General features: G+C 47.9%; 21 protein-coding genes and 1 pseudogene. 13 read left to right on the forward strand and 9 right to left on the reverse strand.

Features of this window, described 5'->3' with window-relative positions:
* The first annotated feature begins 9 nt into the window (after positions 1-9).
* The 10 genes from accC to purD all read left to right on the forward strand — a co-directional run bounded on the left by accC (position 10) and on the right by purD (position 9,166).
* On the forward strand, positions 10-1,353 hold the full coding sequence (gene accC, locus EPO18_RS00430) for an acetyl-CoA carboxylase biotin carboxylase subunit (protein WP_292428970.1): 1,344 nt from the start codon (positions 10-12) through the stop codon (positions 1,351-1,353).
* A 115-nt stretch (positions 1,354-1,468) separates the two neighbouring features.
* Positions 1,469-2,347: a 50S ribosomal protein L11 methyltransferase gene (gene prmA, locus EPO18_RS00435; protein ID WP_292428973.1), complete on the forward strand. Its 879-nt coding sequence runs from the start codon at positions 1,469-1,471 to the stop codon at positions 2,345-2,347.
* Complete coding sequence (locus tag EPO18_RS00440; RefSeq protein WP_292428976.1) at positions 2,328-2,843, forward strand: DUF3426 domain-containing protein; 516 nt, start codon at positions 2,328-2,330, stop codon at positions 2,841-2,843. Before prmA ends, EPO18_RS00440 begins: the two co-directional genes overlap by 20 nt.
* 1 nt (position 2,844) lies before the next feature.
* Positions 2,845-4,041, forward strand: a complete 1,197-nt coding sequence (locus tag EPO18_RS00445; RefSeq protein WP_292428979.1) for a class I SAM-dependent rRNA methyltransferase — start codon at positions 2,845-2,847, stop codon at positions 4,039-4,041.
* A 16-nt stretch (positions 4,042-4,057) separates the two neighbouring features.
* Positions 4,058-4,246: a heavy metal translocating P-type ATPase metal-binding domain-containing protein gene (locus EPO18_RS00450; protein WP_292428982.1), complete on the forward strand. Its 189-nt coding sequence runs from the start codon at positions 4,058-4,060 to the stop codon at positions 4,244-4,246.
* 13 nt (positions 4,247-4,259) lie between these two features.
* On the forward strand, positions 4,260-4,784 hold the full coding sequence (locus EPO18_RS00455; RefSeq protein ID WP_292428985.1) for a hypothetical protein: 525 nt from the start codon (positions 4,260-4,262) through the stop codon (positions 4,782-4,784).
* Between the two features lie 74 nt (positions 4,785-4,858).
* On the forward strand, positions 4,859-5,842 hold the full coding sequence (dusB, locus tag EPO18_RS00460) for a tRNA dihydrouridine synthase DusB (protein ID WP_292428988.1): 984 nt from the start codon (positions 4,859-4,861) through the stop codon (positions 5,840-5,842).
* Between the two features lie 3 nt (positions 5,843-5,845).
* Entirely contained in the window at positions 5,846-6,130 is a 285-nt protein-coding gene (locus tag EPO18_RS00465) for a helix-turn-helix domain-containing protein (protein WP_292428991.1), read from the forward strand.
* A gap of 60 nt (positions 6,131-6,190) precedes the next feature.
* Entirely contained in the window at positions 6,191-7,801 is a 1,611-nt protein-coding gene (gene purH / locus EPO18_RS00470) for a bifunctional phosphoribosylaminoimidazolecarboxamide formyltransferase/IMP cyclohydrolase (RefSeq protein WP_292428994.1), read from the forward strand.
* 84 nt (positions 7,802-7,885) lie between these two features.
* On the forward strand, positions 7,886-9,166 hold the full coding sequence (gene purD / locus EPO18_RS00475; RefSeq protein WP_292428997.1) for a phosphoribosylamine--glycine ligase: 1,281 nt from the start codon (positions 7,886-7,888) through the stop codon (positions 9,164-9,166).
* 971 nt (positions 9,167-10,137) lie between these two features.
* On the opposite strand, the gene EPO18_RS00480 is transcribed toward purD, so the two are convergent.
* The 8 genes from EPO18_RS00480 to msrB all read right to left on the reverse strand — a co-directional run bounded on the left by EPO18_RS00480 (position 10,138) and on the right by msrB (position 18,436).
* Positions 10,138-10,473: a type II toxin-antitoxin system HicB family antitoxin gene (locus EPO18_RS00480; RefSeq protein WP_292429000.1), complete on the reverse strand. Its 336-nt coding sequence runs from the start codon at positions 10,471-10,473 to the stop codon at positions 10,138-10,140.
* Positions 10,470-10,724: a type II toxin-antitoxin system HicA family toxin gene (locus tag EPO18_RS00485; protein ID WP_292429004.1), complete on the reverse strand. Its 255-nt coding sequence runs from the start codon at positions 10,722-10,724 to the stop codon at positions 10,470-10,472. Before EPO18_RS00485 ends, EPO18_RS00480 begins: the two co-directional genes overlap by 4 nt.
* A gap of 84 nt (positions 10,725-10,808) precedes the next feature.
* Entirely contained in the window at positions 10,809-11,414 is a 606-nt protein-coding gene (locus tag EPO18_RS00490; RefSeq protein WP_292429007.1) for an alpha-ketoglutarate-dependent dioxygenase AlkB family protein, read from the reverse strand.
* Positions 11,392-13,527 carry a TonB-dependent receptor plug domain-containing protein gene (locus EPO18_RS00495; protein WP_292429009.1) on the reverse strand — a complete coding sequence of 712 codons (2,136 nt, stop codon included), beginning with the start codon at positions 13,525-13,527 and terminating at the stop codon, positions 11,392-11,394. The genes EPO18_RS00490 and EPO18_RS00495 overlap by 23 nt, the downstream gene beginning before the upstream one ends.
* Positions 13,524-15,926 carry an EAL domain-containing protein gene (locus tag EPO18_RS00500; protein WP_292429011.1) on the reverse strand — a complete coding sequence of 801 codons (2,403 nt, stop codon included), beginning with the start codon at positions 15,924-15,926 and terminating at the stop codon, positions 13,524-13,526. The genes EPO18_RS00495 and EPO18_RS00500 overlap by 4 nt, the downstream gene beginning before the upstream one ends.
* Positions 15,919-16,455 carry a YfiR family protein gene (locus EPO18_RS00505; RefSeq protein WP_292429014.1) on the reverse strand — a complete coding sequence of 179 codons (537 nt, stop codon included), beginning with the start codon at positions 16,453-16,455 and terminating at the stop codon, positions 15,919-15,921. The genes EPO18_RS00500 and EPO18_RS00505 overlap by 8 nt, the downstream gene beginning before the upstream one ends.
* Positions 16,456-16,730: 275 nt before the next feature.
* Positions 16,731-18,041 (reverse strand): M18 family aminopeptidase, encoded by a 1,311-nt coding sequence (locus tag EPO18_RS00510; RefSeq protein WP_292429016.1) that lies wholly within the window; start codon positions 18,039-18,041, stop codon positions 16,731-16,733.
* Positions 18,038-18,436 carry a peptide-methionine (R)-S-oxide reductase MsrB gene (msrB, locus tag EPO18_RS00515; RefSeq protein ID WP_292429018.1) on the reverse strand — a complete coding sequence of 133 codons (399 nt, stop codon included), beginning with the start codon at positions 18,434-18,436 and terminating at the stop codon, positions 18,038-18,040. Before msrB ends, EPO18_RS00510 begins: the two co-directional genes overlap by 4 nt.
* A gap of 170 nt (positions 18,437-18,606) precedes the next feature.
* Here msrB and EPO18_RS00520 point away from each other — a divergent pair, with 170 nt between their 5' ends.
* From EPO18_RS00520 to EPO18_RS00530, 3 genes are all read left to right on the forward strand, one after another.
* Positions 18,607-18,840: an OadG family protein gene (locus tag EPO18_RS00520; protein ID WP_292429020.1), complete on the forward strand. Its 234-nt coding sequence runs from the start codon at positions 18,607-18,609 to the stop codon at positions 18,838-18,840.
* A 183-nt stretch (positions 18,841-19,023) separates the two neighbouring features.
* Positions 19,024-20,829, forward strand: a complete 1,806-nt coding sequence (gene oadA / locus EPO18_RS00525; RefSeq protein ID WP_292429022.1) for a sodium-extruding oxaloacetate decarboxylase subunit alpha — start codon at positions 19,024-19,026, stop codon at positions 20,827-20,829.
* Between the two features lie 123 nt (positions 20,830-20,952).
* Positions 20,953-22,080 (forward strand): sodium ion-translocating decarboxylase subunit beta, encoded by a 1,128-nt coding sequence (locus EPO18_RS00530; RefSeq protein WP_292429024.1) that lies wholly within the window; start codon positions 20,953-20,955, stop codon positions 22,078-22,080.
* Between the two features lie 82 nt (positions 22,081-22,162).
* Here EPO18_RS00530 and EPO18_RS00535 read toward each other — a convergent pair.
* A pseudogene (locus tag EPO18_RS00535) lies at positions 22,163-22,515 on the reverse strand (hypothetical protein); the annotation flags it as partial.

Here is a 22,515-nt window from a genome sequence, read left to right on the forward strand (position 1 = left end):
GGGGAACTCATGTTCGATAAAATCGTTATCGCCAATCGTGGCGAAATAGCACTGCGTATTTTACGCGCCTGCCGAGAATTAGGCGTCAAGGTTGTTGCCGTTCATTCCGAAGCTGACCGGGATCTAAAACATGTGCGCTTAGCAGATGAATCCGTTTGCATCGGCCCTGCCGCATCCGTTGACAGCTACTTGAATATTCCGGCTATTATCAGTGCCGCCGAAGTGACCGATGCCGAAGCCATTCATCCGGGCTACGGTTTCTTGTCTGAAAATGCCGATTTTTCCGAGAAAGTAAAACAAAGCGGCTTTATTTTTATCGGCCCGAAAGCGGAAACCATTCGCATGATGGGCGATAAGATTTCAGCCAAGAAAGCTATGCTATCAGCCGGAATTCCCTGCGTTCCCGGTAACAATGACCCGTTACCGGACGACAACAAAAAGAATTTGAAGCTGGCTCAGGAAATCGGCTATCCGGTTATCATCAAAGCTGCCGGCGGCGGCGGCGGCCGCGGCATGCGCACGGTACATACCGAAGCGGCCTTAATAAATGCGATCTCGATGACTAAAGCCGAGGCGGGTACTGCTTTCGGTAATTCTACGGTGTACATGGAAAAATTCCTGGAAGACCCAAGGCATATCGAGTTTCAAGTTATGGCCGATTCACACGGCAACGCGATACATTTAGGTGAACGCGACTGCTCCATGCAGCGCCGTCATCAAAAAGTGGTTGAAGAAGCCCCCGCTCCGGGCATCACTGAAGAGCAGCGCAAAACCATCGGTGAGCGATGCGCCAAAGCCTGCGTCGAAATAGGCTATTTGGGTGCAGGTACGTTTGAATTTCTGTATGAAAAAGGCGAGTTTTATTTCATTGAAATGAATACCCGTGTTCAGGTTGAGCATCCTGTCACCGAAATGGTAACCGGTTTTGACATCGTCAAGGAGCAATTGCGTATCGCTGCCGGCCTCCCGCTATCCATTACCCAGGATCAGGTAAAAATACAAGGACATGCGATTGAATGCCGATTAAATGCGGAAGACCCAAAAACCTTCATGCCCTGTCCCGGCACGATAGACCAGTTCCATATGCCCGGCGGCCCCGGCATCCGTTGCGAGACGCATATCTACAATGGCTATAAAGTACCGCCTTATTACGACTCGATGATCGGCAAGCTGATTGCTCACGGCGAAGACCGCAAGAGCGCGATTGCCCGTATGAACACGGCGTTAAGCGAAATCATCATCGATGGCATTAAAACCAATATTCCGCTACAGCACGATATTATGAATGACAGCGCCTTTGCAGCGGGTGGGCAAAATATCCATTATCTGGAAAAAAAGCTCGGGATTTATTAAAAAGATTTAAAAGCTCACCACGAAGGACACGAAGAATAAATAAAATTAAGACTTCGTGTCCTTCGTGTCTTCGTGGTGAATAACCCCCCCGTCCCTACCTAAAATAACCCGCATCATGCCTTGGCACCAAATTTCCGTTATTACCAATGAAGACCTTGCCCCCCGGCTTGCCGATTTTTTCGACAATCTCGGCGCAGTGTCCGTCACCTACATGGATGCCGAAGACGAGCCGGTTTATGAACCGGCTATCGGCGAAACCAAAATATGGAGCAACACCGAAGTCATTGCGCTGTATGAACTGGACCCCGAACCCGAGCTGATCAAAACTCTGGTTTACGCGCAGTTTAAGTCCGAGCAATTGCGCAACTGGCAGCATGAAGTTGTGGAAGACCAAGAATGGGAACGCGCCTGGATGGAATACTATAAGCCGATGAAGTTTGCCGATAAACTCTGGGTTTGCCCGACCGACCAAGAGCAGTATGAACCCGGCACAGCTTGCCTGACTCTCGATCCGGGACTTGCTTTCGGCACCGGCACTCATCCGACCACCGCTTTATGCCTGGAATGGCTGGCCAGCCACGACTTGACCGGCAAAACCGTTATCGATTACGGCTGCGGCTCAGGAATACTGGCTGTTGCGGCGATCTTATTAGGCGCTAAACAAGCTCACGCAGTGGATATTGATCCGCAGGCAATAACTGCAACACAGAGCAATGCGCAGAAAAACAATGTGCAAGATAAAATCATTTGTTATCTGCCCGAACAGTTTGTCCCGTTTCAGGCAGACGTAGTGCTGGCTAATATACTGGCAAAACCTTTAATAGATATGGCGGAACAAATTTGCAACCTGGTTGCTCCCGGCTGCCAGTTGGTTTTATCCGGCATCTTGCATGAACAGGCCGAGTCGGTGATGAACGCTTATCGGCAACACATAACGTTCAGCGCGCCGGTGCAACAGGAAGACTGGATCAGGCTTGAAGGCGTCAAGCGCTAAACCGCCCTGTTTGCCGTGGAATCGTGAGATCGTACCCGGCAAGTCTTATTGGCGCGCCGGACTGATTGTTGCTTTACTGATACTTGTTGGGCAAATAGTGTATTTTGAAGGCGTTACGATAAGCCGGAACCCGGTATTTCGTTCAAGCCTTGAAAAAGTATGCCGGCAATTGAGCTGCCAACTGCCCGCCTATGAAAATTTGGACGAGCTCATTGTATTACAGAGTTCATTGTCCGCATTACCGGACCGCAACCGATTATTCAGGGCGACTATCGGCAATCGGGCTGCTTTTGCACAGCCTTACCCGAATGTCGAACTGACCTTGCTCGACTACGCTGGAAACCCGTCAGCCCGGCGGATTTTTCGGCCGCGAGATTATTTACCTGAGACGCAGGTTGGGTCGTCAGTGCAACCGGATGCAAGCACAGTCATCAGCCTGAGCATCGCAACACTGAAAACCAAAGTCGGCGGTTATACTTTTAAACTCATTGATTAATATGGCTCATCCTGAAATTTATTTAAAAAAGAACGAAGACAAACGTCTGCGCAAAGGCCATCTATGGGTTTTCAGCAACGAAGTCGATATCAAACGTTCACCGCTCGAACAATTCAATGCGGGCGACTTGGTGCAGGTAAAAAGCGACGACGGCAAGGTATTGGGCACCGCCTACATCAATCCCCAAGCCTTGATATGCGCTAGGCTCTTGTCCAGAAAACCCAACCTAAAATGCGGTGCCAACTTTTTTAAAGAGCGTTTGACGACAGCACTGGCTTTGCGAGAAAAACTGTTCGACAAACCCTATTATCGCCTGGTTTTCGGCGAAAGCGACGGCTTGCCAGGCCTAGTCATCGACCGTTTCGGCCCGGTATTGTCAGTGCAAATCACCACCGCCGGCATCGAGCAACGTAAGAAAATACTGTTTGCCGTTCTACATGAATTGCTGAGCCCTGAAGCCATTATCCTGAAAAACGATAACAGCCAGCGCCAACAGGAAGGTTTAAGCTTGGAACCCGAACTGGCCTACGGCAAACTTCCCGAACCACTGATCATTGAAGAAAATGGCGCTCAATTTAAAATAGACATTCTGGAAGGACAAAAAACCGGCTGGTTTTACGATCATCGCAGCAGCCGCGCCCAATTGGCTGGTATTGCAAAAAACCAGCGGGTGCTCGATTTGTTTTCCTATACAGGGGCTTGGGGCATTCCTGCCGCGATGGCCGGAGCCGCGGAAGTTACCTGCGTCGATGCCTCGGAAAGCGCGCTGACGTTGGCCGGAGAAAACGCGGCGCTAAACGGGGTTCAGGATAAAATGAACTTTGTGCGTAGCGATGTATTTGAGTTTCTGAAACAAGCCCGCGTGGAAAACCAGCTCTATGATATTGTCGTGCTCGACCCACCCGCTTTAATCAAACGCAAGAAAGATTTCAAACAGGGCTATGAAGCTTATCGCCGCCTGAATCATTTGGCTCTGCAAGTTTTAGCCAAGAACGGCATACTAGTCTCGGCATCTTGCTCCCATCACCTGAGCCGTGAAAATCTGCACGAAATTTTACGCTCGTCGGGACGGCATATCGATCGTCATCTGGTGTTCTTTGCTGACGGCGGACAAGGGCCGGATCATCCGATAGACCCGGCAGCTCTCGAGACCGAATACTTGAAAACTTTTTTTTGTTCTGTCTCTTCAAGCTTGTAAAATATGGGGGATTTTTATGGTCAATGCACAAGATAAAGAACCCTGCGTACTTTGCGGTCAACCGGTAGAAATTACTGGATTTTCGCTGACCACGAGTGACGGCGAGCAAAAATTTTGCTGCGCCGGTTGCCTGAGCATTTATCAGTTACTTAATAAGGATAACGCCAAACCGACTATAACCCCCCTACTAACAACAAAAAAATGAGGATATAAAAATAATGAAAGCATGTGAGTCCTGCGGCCGCGTTGAAATCGGCAAAAACCATCAAAAAGTCCCGGTAGTACAAAGAGCCATTGGTATGGTTTTGGTTTATATGCCCATAGCTACCCTTCCGTTTGTGTTTGCCAGCGCCTATATGACTTACTGGCACTTGCTCCTGATTGGCGCTAAAAACCTAAAGACTTACTCAGACTTCCTGCCTGATCGAGCCAGTCATCGCTATACCTTAAAGAATCAAATCACTATGCATGGTTCGTTCAAAGCCAGCACCTCCCAGTCAAAACTGTTCTGGATACTGAACTGCACTTGGTACTGCCCTTACAGTGTCGCCCTGTTCGAATGGCATGCTTATATGGTCAAGATCGTTGAGAACTGGTGGTGCCCGTTCGGCCACGATAAAAAAGAAGGCTATAGCAACGCCAAGATCGACAAGTCTTTCTGGCATATTTATCCCGAAGATAATGCCAAACTGGAACCGGAAGACCGCGACAACCCTATCTGGAACGAAGACGGAGACAAATAACATAGACGAAGGGCAAAAGGCGAAGGGCTAAAAAGCCTCCTTTGTGCCTTTAGCCCTTCGCCCTTAGCCTTCCTATGCAAATCGGTTCTTATCAGCTTGAAAACAACCTGATTCTGGCGCCTATGGCCGGCATCAGCGACCGCCCGTTCAGGGAATTGTGCAAACAGTTCGGCGCAGGCCTAGCGGTGTCTGAAATGGTGGCGTCCAATCCGGCCTTACGTCGGCATAAAAGAACACTGTTAAAAACAGATCATAACGGCGAAACCGGGATACGTTCCGTACAGATTCTGGGCACCGATCCTCAACAAATGGCCGACGCGGCAAAACTCAACGCCCAAAGAGGCGCCCAGATTATCGATATTAATATGGGTTGCCCGGCCAAAAAAGTTTGCTCAGTCGCCGCAGGCTCCGCGTTATTGAAAGATGAAGCGTTGGTAAAGCGAATACTTGACGCGGTCGTTAATGCCGTCGACATTCCGGTTACGCTAAAAATCCGTACCGGCTGGGACTTGCAGAGCCGCAATGCCGTTGAAATCGCCCAAATAGCCGAAAATGCAGGTATTGCCGCGCTGACTATTCACGGGCGAACCCGTGCCTGTAAATTTGACGGCCAGGCAGAACACGAAACCCTTAAAAAAGTGAAACAAACCGTCAACATTCCCGTTATTGCCAATGGCGATATCGATTCACCCGAACAAGCTCAGTTTGTGCTTGATTCAACCGGTGCGGACGCCATTATGATCGGCCGGGCCGCCCAAGGAAATCCATGGCTATTTAGTCAAATAAGTCACTTTATTAACCACGGGAAACACCTTGAAAAACCAACAATTACAGCCATACACAGCACACTTATGAATCATTTGGACAAACTATATAGCTTCTACGGCAATGAGAGCGGTGTTAGAATAGCAAGAAAACATATAGCTTGGTATTTTAGGCATCTTGAGCCCGTAGTTCAGGATACCCAAAGCGCTATCAACCAAGCACAATGTCCATCCCAACAAATAGCGCTGATTAATTCGGCATTTGATTTTTTAACTATTGACCGTGCTGCATAATATATGAACGCATCCCAAAAAAGTGCTGAAATCATTAACATAGACAGCAAGAAAACAGCCGCCATTCCGTTAGCTGCGCATGTTAAACAGACAGTGGAACAATATTTTTTGCACTTGAACGGTCATGACGCAGTAGACCTGCATGCGATGGTCATCGGTGAAGTCGAAAAACCCTTATTGCTAGCGACGCTGGAATATTCAGGTTACAACCAAACCAAAGCAGCCAAAGCGTTGGGCTTGAGCCGCAGCACCTTGCGCAAAAAACTGGAATTCTACGGCCTGTCCTAATGCCAAACCAGGCTGGTTTTAACCACCCACCCAAACCACCTCTTTCATTCTGAGATCTGCATGAACAAAAAAGTCACCCGCGCGCTGGTCAGCGTATCCGATAAATCCGGTATCGTGGATTTTTGCCTGGAGCTTCATCACTTAGGCATCGAAATTCTGTCTACCGGCGGCACTGCTAAGACGCTGGCTGAACATAATATTCCTGCAACTGAAGTTTCCGATTACACCGGTTTCCCGGAAATGATGGATGGCCGGGTCAAAACCCTACATCCTAAAGTCCACGGCGGCATTTTGGCTCGTCGAGGCATAGACGATGCGGTGATGGCCGCGAACGGCATTAAGCCGATCGACATGGTGGTGGTCAACCTGTACCCATTCGAACAGACTGTCGCCAATCCGGACTGCGATTTAACCACGGCCATTGAAAACATCGACATCGGCGGCCCAACCATGATCCGCGCGGCAGCCAAGAATCATGTCGATGTCGCGGTCATCGTCGATCCAGCCGACTACTCATCGATAGTTACCGAACTGAAAAATAATAATAGTGGACTTTTCCAGCAAACCCGCTTTAATCTGGCTCTAAAAAGCTTTGAGTACACGGCCCATTACGACACCGCGATTGCAACTTATCTTGGCAGCATTCGCCGCGCCTGTTCCCGACAGACTAGCGGCATACACACCATCCCTGGCGATAACGGCGTCCAGTTCCCTGAAACTTTAAATTTGCAGTTTTATCGCAACCAGACCATGCGTTACGGTGAAAATCCGCATCAAAACGCGGCGTTTTATCGTGAAAAATCACCGGCCAACGGCACGATTGCCGCCGCCAAGCAACTGCAAGGCAAAGAGTTATCCTATAACAATATTGCCGATGCCGATGCCGCACTGGAATGCGTCAAATCGTTCAGCGACCAACCCACTTGCGTCATAGTCAAGCATGCCAACCCCTGCGGCGTAGCCCAGGCTGACAACCTGCTTGCCGCTTACGACAAGGCCTATGAAACCGACCCGACCTCGGCGTTTGGCGGCATTATTGCGTTTAACCGGGAGCTGGATGAACAAACAGCCGCTGAAATCGTCAAGCGTCAATTTGTCGAAGTCATTATTGCGCCGTCAGTCAGTGCAGCCGCGCAAACTGCTTTGGCTGAAAAACAAAATGTTCGGGTGCTGGAATGCGGTATCTGGAATAGCGATAACCAAGCTTCACTCGATTTCAAGCGCGTCGCCGGCGGCCTGCTGGTTCAAGACAAAGACATCGGCGAAATCAGCGCATCCGACCTCAAAATAGTCAGTAAACGCATCCCGACAGAACAGGAACTGGCCGATTTGCTATTTGCCTGGAAAGTCGCCAAATTCGTCAAATCCAATGCGATTGTCTATTGCAAAAACGGCCGGACTATCGGCGTAGGCGCAGGACAAATGAGCCGGGTCTATTCGGCCAGAATCGCCGGCATCAAAGCCGCCGATGCGGGTTTGGATGTTCCGGGTTCAGCCATGGCTTCAGACGCATTTTTTCCATTCAGGGACGGCATAGATTCCGCTGCCGAAGCGGGCATCACCGCCGTCATCCAACCCGGCGGCTCGATGCGCGACAGTGAAGTCATTGCCGCAGCCGATGAACACAATATCGCGATGGTATTCACCGGCATGCGTCATTTCAGGCATTAATTTTAGATGAAGGGCAAAGGGCGAAAGGCAAAAAATCTCCCCTTAGCCCTTAGCCCTTAGCCCTTAGCCCTTAGCCTTTTAATTATGAAAATCCTGATCGTCGGCAGCGGCGGCCGTGAACACGCCCTAGCCTGGAAAGCCAAGCAATCGTCCAAAGTCGAAAAGGTGTTTGTCGCGCCCGGCAATGCCGGCACCGCACTGGAATCCTCTGTTGAAAACATCGCCATTGCGGTCAACGATATTCCTGCGCTGCTGGCATTCGCCCAGAAAGAATCTATCGACCTGACCATCGTCGGCCCCGAAGTGCCGCTGGTTTTAGGCATTGTCGACAAGTTTCAAGAAGCCGGTTTCAAGTGCTTTGGCCCAACCGCAAAAGCCGCGCAACTGGAAGGATCGAAGACGTTTTGTAAAGACTTCATGATCCGCCACAACATTCCGACGGCAAAATACCAATCCTTCACAGATAAGCAACAAGCCATCGCTTACATAAAGCAACAAGGCGCACCAATCGTGGTCAAGGCCGACGGCTTGGCAGCCGGAAAAGGCGTAATCGTCGCCCAGACCGAACAGGAAGCGATAGCCGCCGTTGAAGACATGTTATCAGGCAACGTGTTCGGCGAAGCAGGCAATCGCGTCGTCATCGAAGAATTCCTGGCCGGCGAGGAAGCCAGCTTTATTGTGATAGCCGACGGTAAACACGCCTTGCCGATGGCGACATCTCAGGATCATAAAGCCCGCGACAATGGCGACCAAGGCCCCAATACCGGCGGCATGGGCGCTTACTCCCCAGCTCCGGTCGTCACCCCTGAAATACACGATAAGGTCATGCGCGATGTGATCGAGCCAACCTTGAAAGGCATGGCCGAAGACGGATTGCCGTATACCGGCTTTCTGTACGCCGGTTTGATGATCAGTGCCGATAGCACTATTAAAGTGCTGGAATACAACTGCCGTTTCGGCGACCCTGAAACGCAACCGATCATGATGCGCTTGAAAAGCGATCTGGTGGAACTTTGCGAGGCCGCTCTAGCCGGAAACCTCGAAAAAACCAGCAGCGACTGGGACGAACGCGCCGCATTAGGTGTAGTCTTAGCCGCAGGCGGCTACCCCGATGCTTATCAAAGCGGCGCGGTTATTTCCGGTTTGCCTAATCAGGAGCTTGAAGACAGCAAAGTGTTTCATGCGGCCACCAAACAAGTCGGCGGTGATTTGGTTACAACTGGCGGACGGGTATTATGCGCTTGTGCTTTAGGCCATGATATTAAAGAAGCCCAAAGCAGAGCCTATGCGTTGGCTAACGGCATTCATTGGGATAATGTCTATTACCGTACTGATATTGGCTTTAAGGCTATAAAATCCTCGTAGGGTACGCTACGCGTACCTTTCGGCATTCAATGGTACGCACAGTTTACATGGCGCCCGTAATCAACCCACAGCGGATAGTGAAATTATTTTGGTAACGTTGCTGATAACCGGCTTTGACCGGCTTGCCGAGCAAAGTTCGGTTGATTAGCGGATTAGGCATCAATGTGCCGTTTGATTCGCTATTCGCGTTGTGCTTTCGACTTTCAGTTTTTCTAGCGCGTCGCGCGCATTACTGATACTGCTTGAAGTCGGTATTTGTCGGTTTGGTGCTATGGATAAGAGATAAATCTGGCGCGCCTCAGCCGAAACGGCCGGATGCATTATGGCCAGATCAAAAAATTCGAAACCAAATGGTGGAATTGAGAATTCCGGCTGATCAACCAATGGTTCTATGATTCTCAGTAGTTCTACCGATAGATCGAACGTAAATTCGGAACAGATCAAGCCGATACCAAAGTGGGTGCGCGTACAATCTGAGCCTTACCCTTGTCATCTATTCTATATATGTCGCAGGGGACGTAATAGCGACCGTCAGACCAAAGTGTGATAATTGGATTTCCATCATGGGTAATTGCGTTTCGAGCCTGCTTGATAAAATCGATGTGCCTAATATGCGCCAAACCTCCCCAACTTACTGACTTGTCTGTCAATACTGGAAGAATATCTTTGAGTGTCTGAGCTAGGGCTGTGAAAGCGGAAAACTGGTAGTTCAATAGTCGTCCTTGTCCATCAATTTGCCCCTCCTTTGACTCAAACCGCTGTCTAGACTGTTCGCATATATTCGAGATCTGCTCCAGAAAATAACTCAGCTCACCAACTTTGTTGGTCAAGTGAAGTGCGAACTGTGATTTTCTGGTAGTTAGTGTTGTCGTCATTTTGTTCATGCCTAAAAATAGTTATAAAACGCGAAGCCTGTAGGCCGAAATAAGCCTGTTTGGACGACAGCGAGAACTTGCGTTTCCGGCAAAATACTATTGATTGGCAGCTTGTTTCAACACATCAACCGCCCATTGATTCAAACTTTTTCCGGACGCAATAGCAGCTCGGGTAACTGCGGCGTGGTCCTCAGGCGGAATTCTCAAAACAAACTTTCCTGAATAGGCTTTAAACGGCTCAACGCCGTCCTCCTGACAGGCATCCATAAATACCTTAAGCGAAATCGCTCCTTCGCGTCTTAAACCTTCTGCATCGGGGGCATAAAAATCAGCGCCTCCGTTAAGCCCGACAAATTCGCCGCGAAACAGATCAATATCCGAATCGTAAGTAATTACAGCTTTAACGCCGTTAATGGTCATTTGATTAATCATGGTTTTACCCCGTTGTCATTCAGCCAATCGCGCAAGCTGGCAACCGCGCCTTTATCGGTCATAGGTGAAGGATGCGGCCTATGAAAGACCCGCCGCTCTCCGAACAGCCGTATTAACACCCGTGAACCCTCGCGCTCTTCAATACGTGCACCTAATTCCAGCAATAAGGCCTCAACTTCAGACCAACGCACATTGGCTGAAGCCGGTCTGGAAAAAATCAGCTCAAGGGTTTTAAGATGTTTCCGCCTCATGATTATATAGTATCATTATTTAGTATCAAAAAACTACCCGCACGACACATTCGTTCAATTCTTCGTGTCTTAGTGACGCATTAATCAATCCGCCTTAATTTTCCGAAACGTCAAATTAATCCGCGGCGTTTTCGGTTTTTTGGTTTTCGGCACCGAATGCATCCAGTGGTGCTGCAAGGTTCCTGCCATCACCAGCAAATCGCCGTGACCTAGAACTATATCCAGCTTGTCTTTGGTTTTTTTATGATGCAGTTTGAATAAGCGTTCGTCTCCCAAGCTCAATGACACAATCACCGGGTTTAGGCCCAGCTCTTTTTCATCATCGGAATGACAGCCCATTGAATCATTACCGTCACGGTATAAATTGGCCAATACGCTGTTAAAAACGCATTGGCATTGCTGCTCCACCTTCTCCCTGATGGCCTGTAAGGTCGAAGTCCACGGCATCGGCTGGTGATTAACGCCCGAATAGCGATACCAGGCATCGGAATCGCCGTACCAGCACATCAGGCGGGGTACCTTAACCCATCGGCCATAGATAAAAATGGCCTCTTCCTGCCAGGCCAGATCGGCTTGCAGCTGCGCAAACAGCAAATCAGATTCCGGCAAATTGTAAAATTGTTTGATTAGATAAAGCTCACCATCAAAAGGAATAAGGTTTGCCGCATCAAAAATTAATCGATGTTTCAAGATAAAAGCTTCTGCCCTGCATAGGAAAATTATCTCCAATTCTAACTGCCGCAGGCTCCGAATAATTTGTGTCAAACGCATTGCGTAAAGAAGCGGCAACATTCAGATGTCCGTAGAGTTTTTTGCCTCTTAGTGTGAAATCGACGGTTTGGTAGTCGACCAGCTTCCCATTATCCGGTATCGGATTTATCCTGCTACCTATCCAATTGAGCTGAGACTGTATTTGCCATTTCGGAATAAACTGCCAGGCAGCGGCAACATAAACCTGATGTTCGGGCACGCCGGTTACCCGACTTTTAGTTTCGTTGTTTCTTGCATATTGCCACGCATAGTTGCCCGATAAATTCCATTGCTCCTGCACTTGCCAGTTCCATTCCAGCTCGCTACCGTAGCCGTCTTGGTTGCCGTTATTCTGAAAAGTGGAAGAGGGCCTGCCTACATCAGGTACAAGCGTGATCAGTTCTTTTATCTGGTAAAAATACAGATTGGCCGCAGTTCTAAGCGCAGGAACCGGACGATAATCAATCGCCCACTCATAAGTATTGATCGTTTCCGGTTTTAAAGATTTGTTACCCAACTGCACAGGATTGTTTTGATTGCCTTGCTCTGTAAAATTAGGCGCCCTAAAGGCTTTACCATACAACAACTTACTGGTCATCTGTGTATTAATGTCCCAAACTAGGGCCATACGCGGATTAACGGTGCCACCAAAATCAGAATAATCGTCATAACGCACACCCGCGGTTAATTGCCAATCATCGGCAAATCGCCACTCGTCCTGCACAACATAAGACCAAACTGAGCGATGCGTACTCGGCAAAAACACAAAAGGAGTACCGGTAACATTTGTTAATGAGCCGCCTATGACATTCATTCTCGGATCAACCACACCCGGCCCAAAATTGGTAAGCTGCTTCACGGTGATATCCTCATAGCGAAAACCTGCGCTTACCAGTAGTTGATGATTGCGTAGCCCTCGATAGATCGAACTCAATTCAATCGAAGGAATGTTTTCAGTTTGATCGGAGTTACTGATAACTCCTTGAGGAAATAGGATTAATGAACTTGGCGTTAGTAAATCAACATTGGAATCTGAGCCAATAGGTAATACTGAATTTTCTGGGAATGGTCTGAAATTAGCTAGTAATTCATTATGCAGGTAACTGGTGTGCGCAATAAACTCCCAGTTCTCAAACCAGTCTTCTGTTGAAAAACGCACATCGCCAACATATTGTTCACCATTTATAACGCCTTTCGGATCCAAGGCGCCCGCAGCGCCTGCACGAAGACCATTCTCTCCACTAAATGCCCAGAAGCCAATATCCCAATGTTTGCGTTGTAAGTTCAGATGACCATTAAAGTTTTCATATTGTGTATCCAAACTACCGGGAGCATGAGACGCATGAGTTCCAAGCGCATTATCCAATGCCGTTTGGCTATCAGATTTAACCACGCGGCCACTATCACCGCCGCTATGCTGATATTGCAAACTGGTCGCAATATCCCAACCCGCCCACGTTGTACCGTGCTGCCCCCATCCACTCTGACTATCATGATCACCAACCCTGCCGCCGACAGTAGTGCCATCGATGTCCTTGGCTTTTTTGGTGATGATATTGATAACGCCGGCAAAAGCATCGGCGCCATAAAGCGCCGAGCCCGGTCCGCGTATCACTTCTACTTGTTGAATCGCTTCAATTGGCAGCTCCAAGCCGATCATTAGCGTACCGCGATAAGCCGAGGTAACCCGGGTACCGTTTAACAATATCAGGATCTGCGAATTTGACGCATTTTGTATACCGCGCATGCTGTAGTTATAATCACCGGTCAGTGCTTGAATACTGGCATGAACGCCTGGGACTGTTTCCAGCACCTCGTGCAGCTCGGTTGCACCCATGGATTTGATTTGCTCAGCAGTAATAACACTGGTCACGGCAGCTGATTGGGAAACCAGCATTGGCGTACCCGTCGCGATAGTAACCGGCGTTGCTGCCAATTCAGCCGGCGACATGGCGAAAAAATCATCCATTTTTTCTGATGCCGCCCTAGCGGAATCACTGCAATAAAGCATCAACGCTAAACAGTTAACGATGAGTGCAGCTTCGACTCTCATTTTGATGCCCCCGAATAAGGCTTTATAAGTTTGAGTTCATCCAGAGGCACAGGTTTGCCGATTCCGTAGCCTTGCGCATAATCGACGCCCAGGACATAAAGCAAATTAAAGATTTGTTCGTTTTCGACGAATTCGGCAATCGTTTTCTTGTCCATAACGTGACCGACTTCGTTAATTGATTTCACCATCGCAAGATCAACTTTATCATCAAGTATATCCTTAACAAACAACCCATCGATTTTAAGAAAATCAACCGGCAGGTTCTTCAAATAGGCGAATGAAGATAAGCCGCTGCCAAAGTCATCCAGAGAAAAAAAACAGCCCCGCTCTTTCAATTGATTAATAAACTTAGTTGCATTGGATAGATTAGCGATAGCTGCTGTTTCGGTGACCTCAAAACAGATTTTATGTGGAGGAAGCGCCCACTTGGAGAACTGCTCTGAAATAAACGCCAGCATGGTTTCATCGGACAGCGACAAGCCGGATAAATTAACTGAACACAATGATAGCTCATCCAGAAAACCCTGTTTCGTCGCTATCCATTCAAACAAATGACTGATCACCCAACGATCCAGCAAAGATGCCAAGTTATAGCGTTCCGCCGCCGGTAAAAATGCACCGGGCGGAATAATCTGCCCATTATTTTCCTGATAACGAACTAAAGTTTCAAAATGCATGCCTTCGTCATTATTAGCAATCGATACTATCGGCTGTCCGTACAGGCAGAATCGGTTTTGTTCCAGTCCCTGCTGAATTTTTTCTACCCATTGCATTTCTCCATGCCGTATAGCCAACTCTTCATCATCAGGCCGGAAAACATGCACCCGATTTCGGCCTTTATCTTTTGCCGCGTAACAGGCGGCGTCGGCCTCTTTAAGTAGATTAACGGCATTACCGCTGGAACCGTTTATAGCTGAAATACCAATACTTACACCAATAGTAAAACTTCTATCTTCCCAGGCAAAACGAAAATCCCTGATCAAATCGCGTAAAGTCTCACAAACTCGAGACGCCTCGTTTAATGAACAATTGTTCATCAACACACCAAACTCATCACCCCCGAGACGCGCCACAAAATCATTCCGCCGTATATATTTTCTTAATAACTCACCCAACTGCCTAAGCAACTCATCACCTGCAAGATGCCCACACGTATCATTAACCACCTTAAATTGATCCAGGTCCAAATAGCACAAGGCATGTTCAGAGCCGTCCTCACAGGCTAGGGCAACTGTCTGCTTAATATGCCTATCGAGTTCGCTACGGTTCGCCAAGCCTGTCAAGGCATCATGACTGGCTTGATAAGCAATTTTTTCATTCAGCAAACGAGCTTCGGTAATGTCTTCACCAACAAGCAACAAACTGCTTTGTTGATTTTCATTTTCGACCAATCTTGCTGTTGCCCTAACCCAAATGATCCTTCCATTATTACAGACCTGCCTGATTTCCTGTTTATACACCTGCAAAGGACGCGTCAGGCAACGCTCAAATAAGCTATGCATGCCAAGCAAATCATCTACATGAACAAAATCGGAAATCGAACAACCTTGCAACTCTTCTACAGACAAATTAAGTTGTTTGGCGCCGGTACGGTTAACCGACAAAATACGACCATCAACATCCAAGTTAAACACCATTGTCGGATTGTCATCATAAAGGGCCAAATAACGATCTTTTGCCTGCGTCAAAGCCCGGTTTTGAATTTCAACGGTGCCAATTAAGCCATTAAAGGCATCTACCAGAACACCCAGCTCATCATTATTAACTTTAACCGCTCGCAACGAATAATCTTTCGTATCGCTAATATTTTTAACCTTATCGACTAGTTTTTTTACCGGCGAGGAAATAAGCGTTAACAACGGTGCTGATAAAAAGAAACTCAATATCGATACTCCGGCCAACACCAGAAGTATAAGCCCGGAAAACTGAATTCTACGCCAATAGGCAAGAGTCAAATCGGCATGAATATAAACCGTACCGAGTTCTGCGCCATCTACAACAATCGGTTGAGTTATATGTAAATGATCATTTTCAAATCGGGTTATTTCAGACTTAATCGATACAGGACATATCCATGTTTTGTGATCTTTTTTCTGTAATTGTGCAAAAACAATATCCTGCGCATCATAAAGACACGCTAACTGCACGTCCGGCAAGTTATCGAATACGGACAAATTTTCGTTAGCTAAATCGCTATCTCCAAACATTAAGGCAGCAGTACTACGATTACCTACAATTCGGGCCACGGCTGATAGATCATCCCGGGTATTTTTCTGAAACTCTGAAATTTCAAGCACTATCAAAAGCAGACCGGCAAAGAGTAACGATGAAGCACTTGAAAACAATAGAATTAACAGCAGCTTGCGATTTATCGACAGATTACGAATAAACTTAATCATTGTTTTCTCCCTCAACAAGCTCAGCGACTTCCAATAATTTTGCGCTGATTTTTAAATCGCTCTGTTGCAGCATTTTCAAATTAATTTGTAACTTTATTTTGCCCTGTCTGTTAATAAAACCAATCATTCCACCCTGAGCTGCAAAATCTTTACTCTCACCAACAGTTAATGTTTTATCTTCGTCATGAATAACCAGCATACCTTTGAGCGAAAGGTTATCTTTAATTGAAGAACTGATAAAAAGAATATGGCAGCGCTGATCTTTATTGAAGTTATTAAATCTGAATAATTTAATAGGTCGTCCAAATGCCGATCGCTGTTCGATGGGATCGATTAAATCGTTGAAAGGATCTTCGCCCATAATACAGAGATTAAAGGTCTCACTGTTATCCGCAGGCCAAGTAATAAATTTGGTGAAATTGTATAGGTAACCTGCTTTGACTTTATATTCGACATCATCAGCGATGGCATGCTGTGAAAATAACAAGACTATGCTAAAAAAAACGCCTGGTGCATTGATAAGCTTCATTTATTCTGGCGTATGGGTAATTATAAAATATACTGTATTTCTTGATGTGTTTATGTATTCTACCACTTTAATCCATCTAAACTTAGTTCATTAACTGATGTTACGCAAGGTGATGCGAGAATCCGATTCAAATAACGTCGCGCTAGCGGCACTTTAATAATAAAAATATTAGCGCCGTGATATTCAAGTCAGAATGTATATCTCTGAATGTAAAGGCCACAGCAGCTCTGTAAAAACAAAACTACCTGCCGATTTCTTGTTAAGCGCTTAGTTCATTAACGTAAAGCAAAAAACCATTTCATTGCTCTTATCATATAATCATGGTCTAACACCCCGGCACTTTCCCTAATGCTGTGCATTGCCCACATTGGATTGCCGACATCGACTGAGCGTATGCCCAGTTTTGCGGAAGTAATCGGCCCAATTGTGCTGCCGCAAGGCAGATCGCAGCGATGCGAATATTTCTGGTACGGCACTCCGGCCTGTTCGCACCAATCGGCAAACATCGCTGCCGAAACACTTTCCGAGCTGTAGCGGTGATTGGCATTGACTTTAATCACCGGGCCTTTGTTGACGATGACTTTATGGTCGGGATCGTATGCGTTAGGAAAGTTAGGTTGATAAGCATGCGCCATATCCGCGCTGATCATGAAACTTTTCGCCAGCGCTCTGGCATAATCCTCGCTGTCGGTTGCGGTCGCTAAAGCGATGCGCTGGAGTACATCGGGCAGAAAGCTTCCTTCAGCGCCTTTATTGCTTTGACTGCCGATTTCTTCATGGTCGAATAATGCACAAACCCGCGTACTATCCGGCTGCAATTCAGAGTTATCAAGCAGCGCCTGTAATGCCGCATGGCACGAGGCCAGATTATCCAGCTGGCTGTTTGCATAAAATTCGCTTTCCGCTCCCCAGAAAGCCCCTTTCTGCGTGTCGTACACGGCCAGATCCCAGGATAAAATGTGTGTAGCGGCTATGCCGGTTTGCTGTTGCAGCAACGCCGAAAAATAAGTTTGCGGCAATTGTTTCTCAGCCAATGCCGATAAAATCAACGGCAACTCGGTCTGCTTTTGCAGCTTTAGGCCTTCTTCATTAACCGCCCTGTTCATGTGTATTGCCAGATTAGGCAAACGCAGCAGCGGCTGATCAAATTTGACCAGGGCACCAACTATCTGGTCCTGATCGTTTTTATAAGCGATCCGCCCTGCAAGGCTTAAATCCCTGTCGGTAAAAGTCGCCAGTATCGGCCCACCGTAAACCTCAACGCCTAACCTTAACAAGCCGTCGGTATTGCTCGCGGCATTCGGTTTTATTCTCAATCCGGGGGAGTCGGTATGCGCGCCGATAATTTTAAAGCCGGTTTCAGCCAGCGGCTTTTGCCCTTGTATAAACAAAACGATAGACGAATCGTCACGCACTACGTAATAACGCCCGCCCGGCTTTAATGTCCACTTGGCCGTTTCGTCGAGACGCTCCCACGCGGGTGTTTGCGCCGCAAGCTGAACCTCGATAGTTTTTACGACATGCCAGGGACTAGGGCTGGCATCGATAAAATCCAGTAAGTTTTGAACTTGTTGTCTGACGCTCATGGTCTCTCTTTCAAGTCTAATGCTGCGGAATTAATGCAGTAGCGCAATCCTGTCGGTTGCGGGCCATCCTCAAATACATGGCCTAAATGCGCATTGCAGGATTTACAGGTTACTTCAACTCTGCGCATGCCGTGACTGACATCGACATGCTCAGCCACGCTGTTTTCGGACAGTACGTCCCAGAAGCTCGGCCAGCCGGAGCCTGAGTCATATTTAGTCGCCGAATCAAACAACGGGTTGCCGCAGCAAATGCAATGATAAATACCGTCTTTTTTGCAATCGACGTATTTGCCGGTAAAAGGCGGTTCGGTGGCTTTCAGGCGGCAAATATTAAATTGCTCAGACGTTAATTTGTCTTGCCACTGTATATTTTCGTCGTGTTCTTTATTTGTCATATTTTTACCCCTATAACAAGCATTTACAATGGCGCGTATTGTACGCGTTCAAAACTGCATAGCCAAAAGACTAACGATCACAATCGACATGAAAAAAAAACAACGATTAGTTATGAATTTTGCCTATGATACAATTCAATGGTTAATGATTTTTAAATAAGTGATCAACCATGACAGAACAAATGGCTAGCGGAATTGAATTAATGTTTGCCGGGATGGGTATAGTATTCTTGTTTTTGACCATGCTGGTAGTTGCAATCAACATCATGTCGGCACTGGTACAACGCTTTTTCCCGGAAATACCGATATCAAAAACAATCCCCGGCATTACCACCGACATTGATAAAAGCGTTGTTGCAGCGATAACTGCCGCCGTGCACCAGTACCGCAAAAAACATAACTAACAGCCACAATGTTAATGATTAAATACAATAGAACGCAGATGACACAGATAATTATGATTAAATAATGATCAGCGCTCATCGCATTTATCTGCGTCGCTTAGAGGCGCCTACTTTTGGCATCTGCGTTCTATTTTTCTAACTGCTGAGTAATTACAAATTAATGTTTCAGGAGAAACAACAAGCATGTCCACCGTTAAAAAGCAGCCCTTAGGTATCACCGAAGTCGTTCTGCGTGATGCTCATCAATCTATTTTGGCAACCCGTTTGCGCATTGAAGACATGCTGCCGATTTGTGAGCAACTTGACCAGATCGGTTACTGGTCAATTGAATCCTGGGGCGGCGCGACCTTTGATGCGTGTATCCGTTATCTGGGCGAGGACCCTTGGGAAAGACTGCGTTTGCTAAAAGCTGCAATGCCCAACACGCCTCAGCAAATGCTGTTTCGCGGTCAGAATATCTTGGGCTATCGCCATTATGCCGATGATGTCGTGGATAAGTTCGTCGAGCGCTGCGTAATCAACGGTATCGACGTGTTCCGCGTCTTTGATGCAATGAATGACATGCGCAACATTGAACACGCAATCAAAGCCGTACTTCGAACCGACGCACATGCACAAGGCACCATCTCCTACACTACCAGTCCTGTACACACTATGGATTTGTGGGTGGATTTGGGCAAACAGATTGAAGACATGGGCGCGCACTCCATTTGCATCAAAGACATGGCCGGATTGCTCAAGCCTTACGATGCCTTTGAACTGGTCAGCCGTCTGAAAGACAGCACCCATATTCCCATCCATCTGCATTGCCATGCAACCACCGGTTTGAGCGTGGGTACACTGATCAAAGCAGCCGAAGCGGGCGTGGATAATGTCGATACAGCCATTTCATCAATGAGCATGACTTACGGCCACAGCCCCACCGAAACCATCGTCGCCAGTTTAGAAGGCACTGGACGCGCTACCGGTCTGGATCTGGTCAAAATGGAACACATTGCTACCTATTTTAGAGATATACGGAAAAAATATGCGCAATACGAAGGCAGCTTAAAAGGCGTCGATAGCCGCATCCTGATTTCTCAAGTACCGGGCGGCATGCTGACCAATATGGAAAGCCAGCTAAAAGAACAAGGCGCCTCCGACAAGTTCGACGAAGTCCTGCTGGAAATTCCCCGCGTTCGCGAAGATCTAGGCTTTATTCCGCTGGTCACTCCGACTTCGCAGATCGTCGGCACCCAGGCCGTAATCAATGTGATGAATGGCGAACGCTACAAAAACATCACCAAGGAAACCGCCGGGGTTTTAAAAGGCGAATACGGGGCAACGCCCGCGCCGGTCAATAAAGACTTGCAAGATAAGGTACTGAACGGTGCACAACCGATTACCTGCCGTCCGGCCGATCTACTCGCACCTGAAATGGATAAGCTGGTTGCCGAAGTGCGCGAAAAAGCCCAAGCCGAAGGCGTCACTCTAGCCGCCAACATCGAAGAAGACGCTTTGATCAACGGTTTGTTTGCGCAAGTCGGCTGGAAATTCCTGGCTAACCGGGGCAATCCGGCCGCCTTTGAAGCCGCACCGGATGCGCAAGCTTTTGCTGCCGCCAATGCAGCCGCAGCCAACGCTGGCACCCCTACCCCGCCGCCCCAACCGCAAACGGAAACCTATACCGTCAACGTCGACGGCAGGAACTTTAGCGTCATCGTCGGCGCTAACAACGCAGCCCTGACGATTCAGCCGGCCGCCTCCGTCACAACCCATGCAGCACTGATAGCCAGCAGCGGCGCAGTAGTTGAATCTCCAATGGCCGGCAATATTTTGAAAATTCTGGTCGATGTAGGCAGCATCGTTGCCGAAGGCGATGTCGTAGTCATCATGGAAGCAATGAAAATGGAAACCGAAGTGCGTTCCAAAACGGCCGGTATCGTCAGCACTGTGAATATCAAAGAAGGCAGTGCCGTTGCCGGTGGCGATGTATTGATTTTTTTATAGAGGATATTCACAAAGCGCACGAAGAACCCTATGGGCGGCCGGCCGGTCGCCTGCGTCCTTCGCAAATCTGAACAAGGGCAGCCAACCGGTCGCCCCCTATATGATTTAATAAAGAGACATCTCATGGAAAATCTTATTTCACTCTGGCAAAGCACCGGTATTTACAACTTTACCGGTGGTCAAGCCTTCATGATGCTGGTCGGCTTCTTGCTGTTATTCCTGGCTATTAAAAAAGGCTTTGAACCCTTGCTGCTTTTGCCGATAGGCTTTGGCGCAATACTCAGCAATATCCCGGTTGCCGGTATCGCCGAAGAAGGCGGTATTTTATATTACCTGTACTACGGCATTAAGCTCGGCATATTCCCGTTGCTGATTTTTATGGGCGTCGGCGCTATGACCGATTTCGGCCCGATGCTGGCTAACCCAAAAACCTTGCTGTTGGGCGCTGCGGCGCAGTTCGGCATCTTTGCCTCATTACTGGGAGCACTGGCACTCAACGCTATACCGGGGCTGGAATTTACTTTAAGAGACGCCGCCGCGATTGGCATTATCGGCGGCGCCGACGGCCCGACCGCCATTTATGTAGCCTCAAAACTGTCGCCTGACTTATTGGGCGCCATTGCAGTTGCGGCTTATTCCTACATGGCTCTCGTACCACTGATACAACCGCCGATCATGCGCGCCTTAACTACCGAAGATGAACGCAAAATCGAAATGCAGCAGTTGCGTGTAGTAGGCAAAACCGAAAAAATCGTCTTTCCGTTAATGCTGCTTGTTATCTGCACCTTGTTGTTACCGTCGGCGGCGCCTTTAATCGGCATGTTCGCACTGGGCAACCTGATGAATGCCTGCGGCGTAGTTGAACGCTTGAGTCAAACCGCGCAAAACGAACTGATCAATATCGTAACTATTTTCCTGGGTTTGGCGGTAGGCTCAAAACTCAGCGCAGAAGCCTTTTTGCAAATCAAGACCTTGGGAATCTTGGGCTTGGGAGCAATTGCCTTCAGTATCGGCACGGCGGCCGGCGTGGTCATGGCGAAAATTATGAATAAATTCAGCAGCACTCCGATTAATCCGCTGATCGGCGCCGCCGGTGTCTCTGCTGTGCCGATGGCGGCTCGGGTGGCCAATAAACTGGGACTGGAGAGCAATCCGCATAACTTCCTGCTAATGCATGCGATGGGACCTAATGTCGCCGGTGTGATTGGTTCTGCGGTAGCGGCGGGGGTGTTGTTGAGTCTGGTTAAATGACCTTTGCAAAATAAGAGACAATATCATTGATAAAGATGGCAGGGCGACCAAAACGATCGCCTCGTCATTTTTGCTTCCGCTGCTATTGAGCTACTTCAATCTTGCGTTTTCCATCCCAAAATTGTGATTTTTTTATCGCATCGACTGCATTCTCAAAAGCCTGTTCGGCTCTGGATTTTAATTGCTTGACCAAGCCTTTCAGCAACATATCTGTATTGGAGCCCAGCTCCTTTCCAATAACAGGTAAAGCCTTTATTTTCTGCATGGCCGGTTCCGCTACCCAAACCTGAAAAATAACCTGACTCTGAGTCGGCAAGGACAACGCAACCATAGCAATTTTGTCATACCACTCTTTGCCGGGATATATAATTTTTTGCTCGACAAGCTCCCGGCTGTTTTTTACATTGCTGTCGATTAATCCGGTCACGTCATTGA

It is taken from the genome of Methylobacter sp., assembly GCF_004322395.1.
Lineage (GTDB): Bacteria > Pseudomonadota > Gammaproteobacteria > Methylococcales > Methylomonadaceae > Methylobacter_A.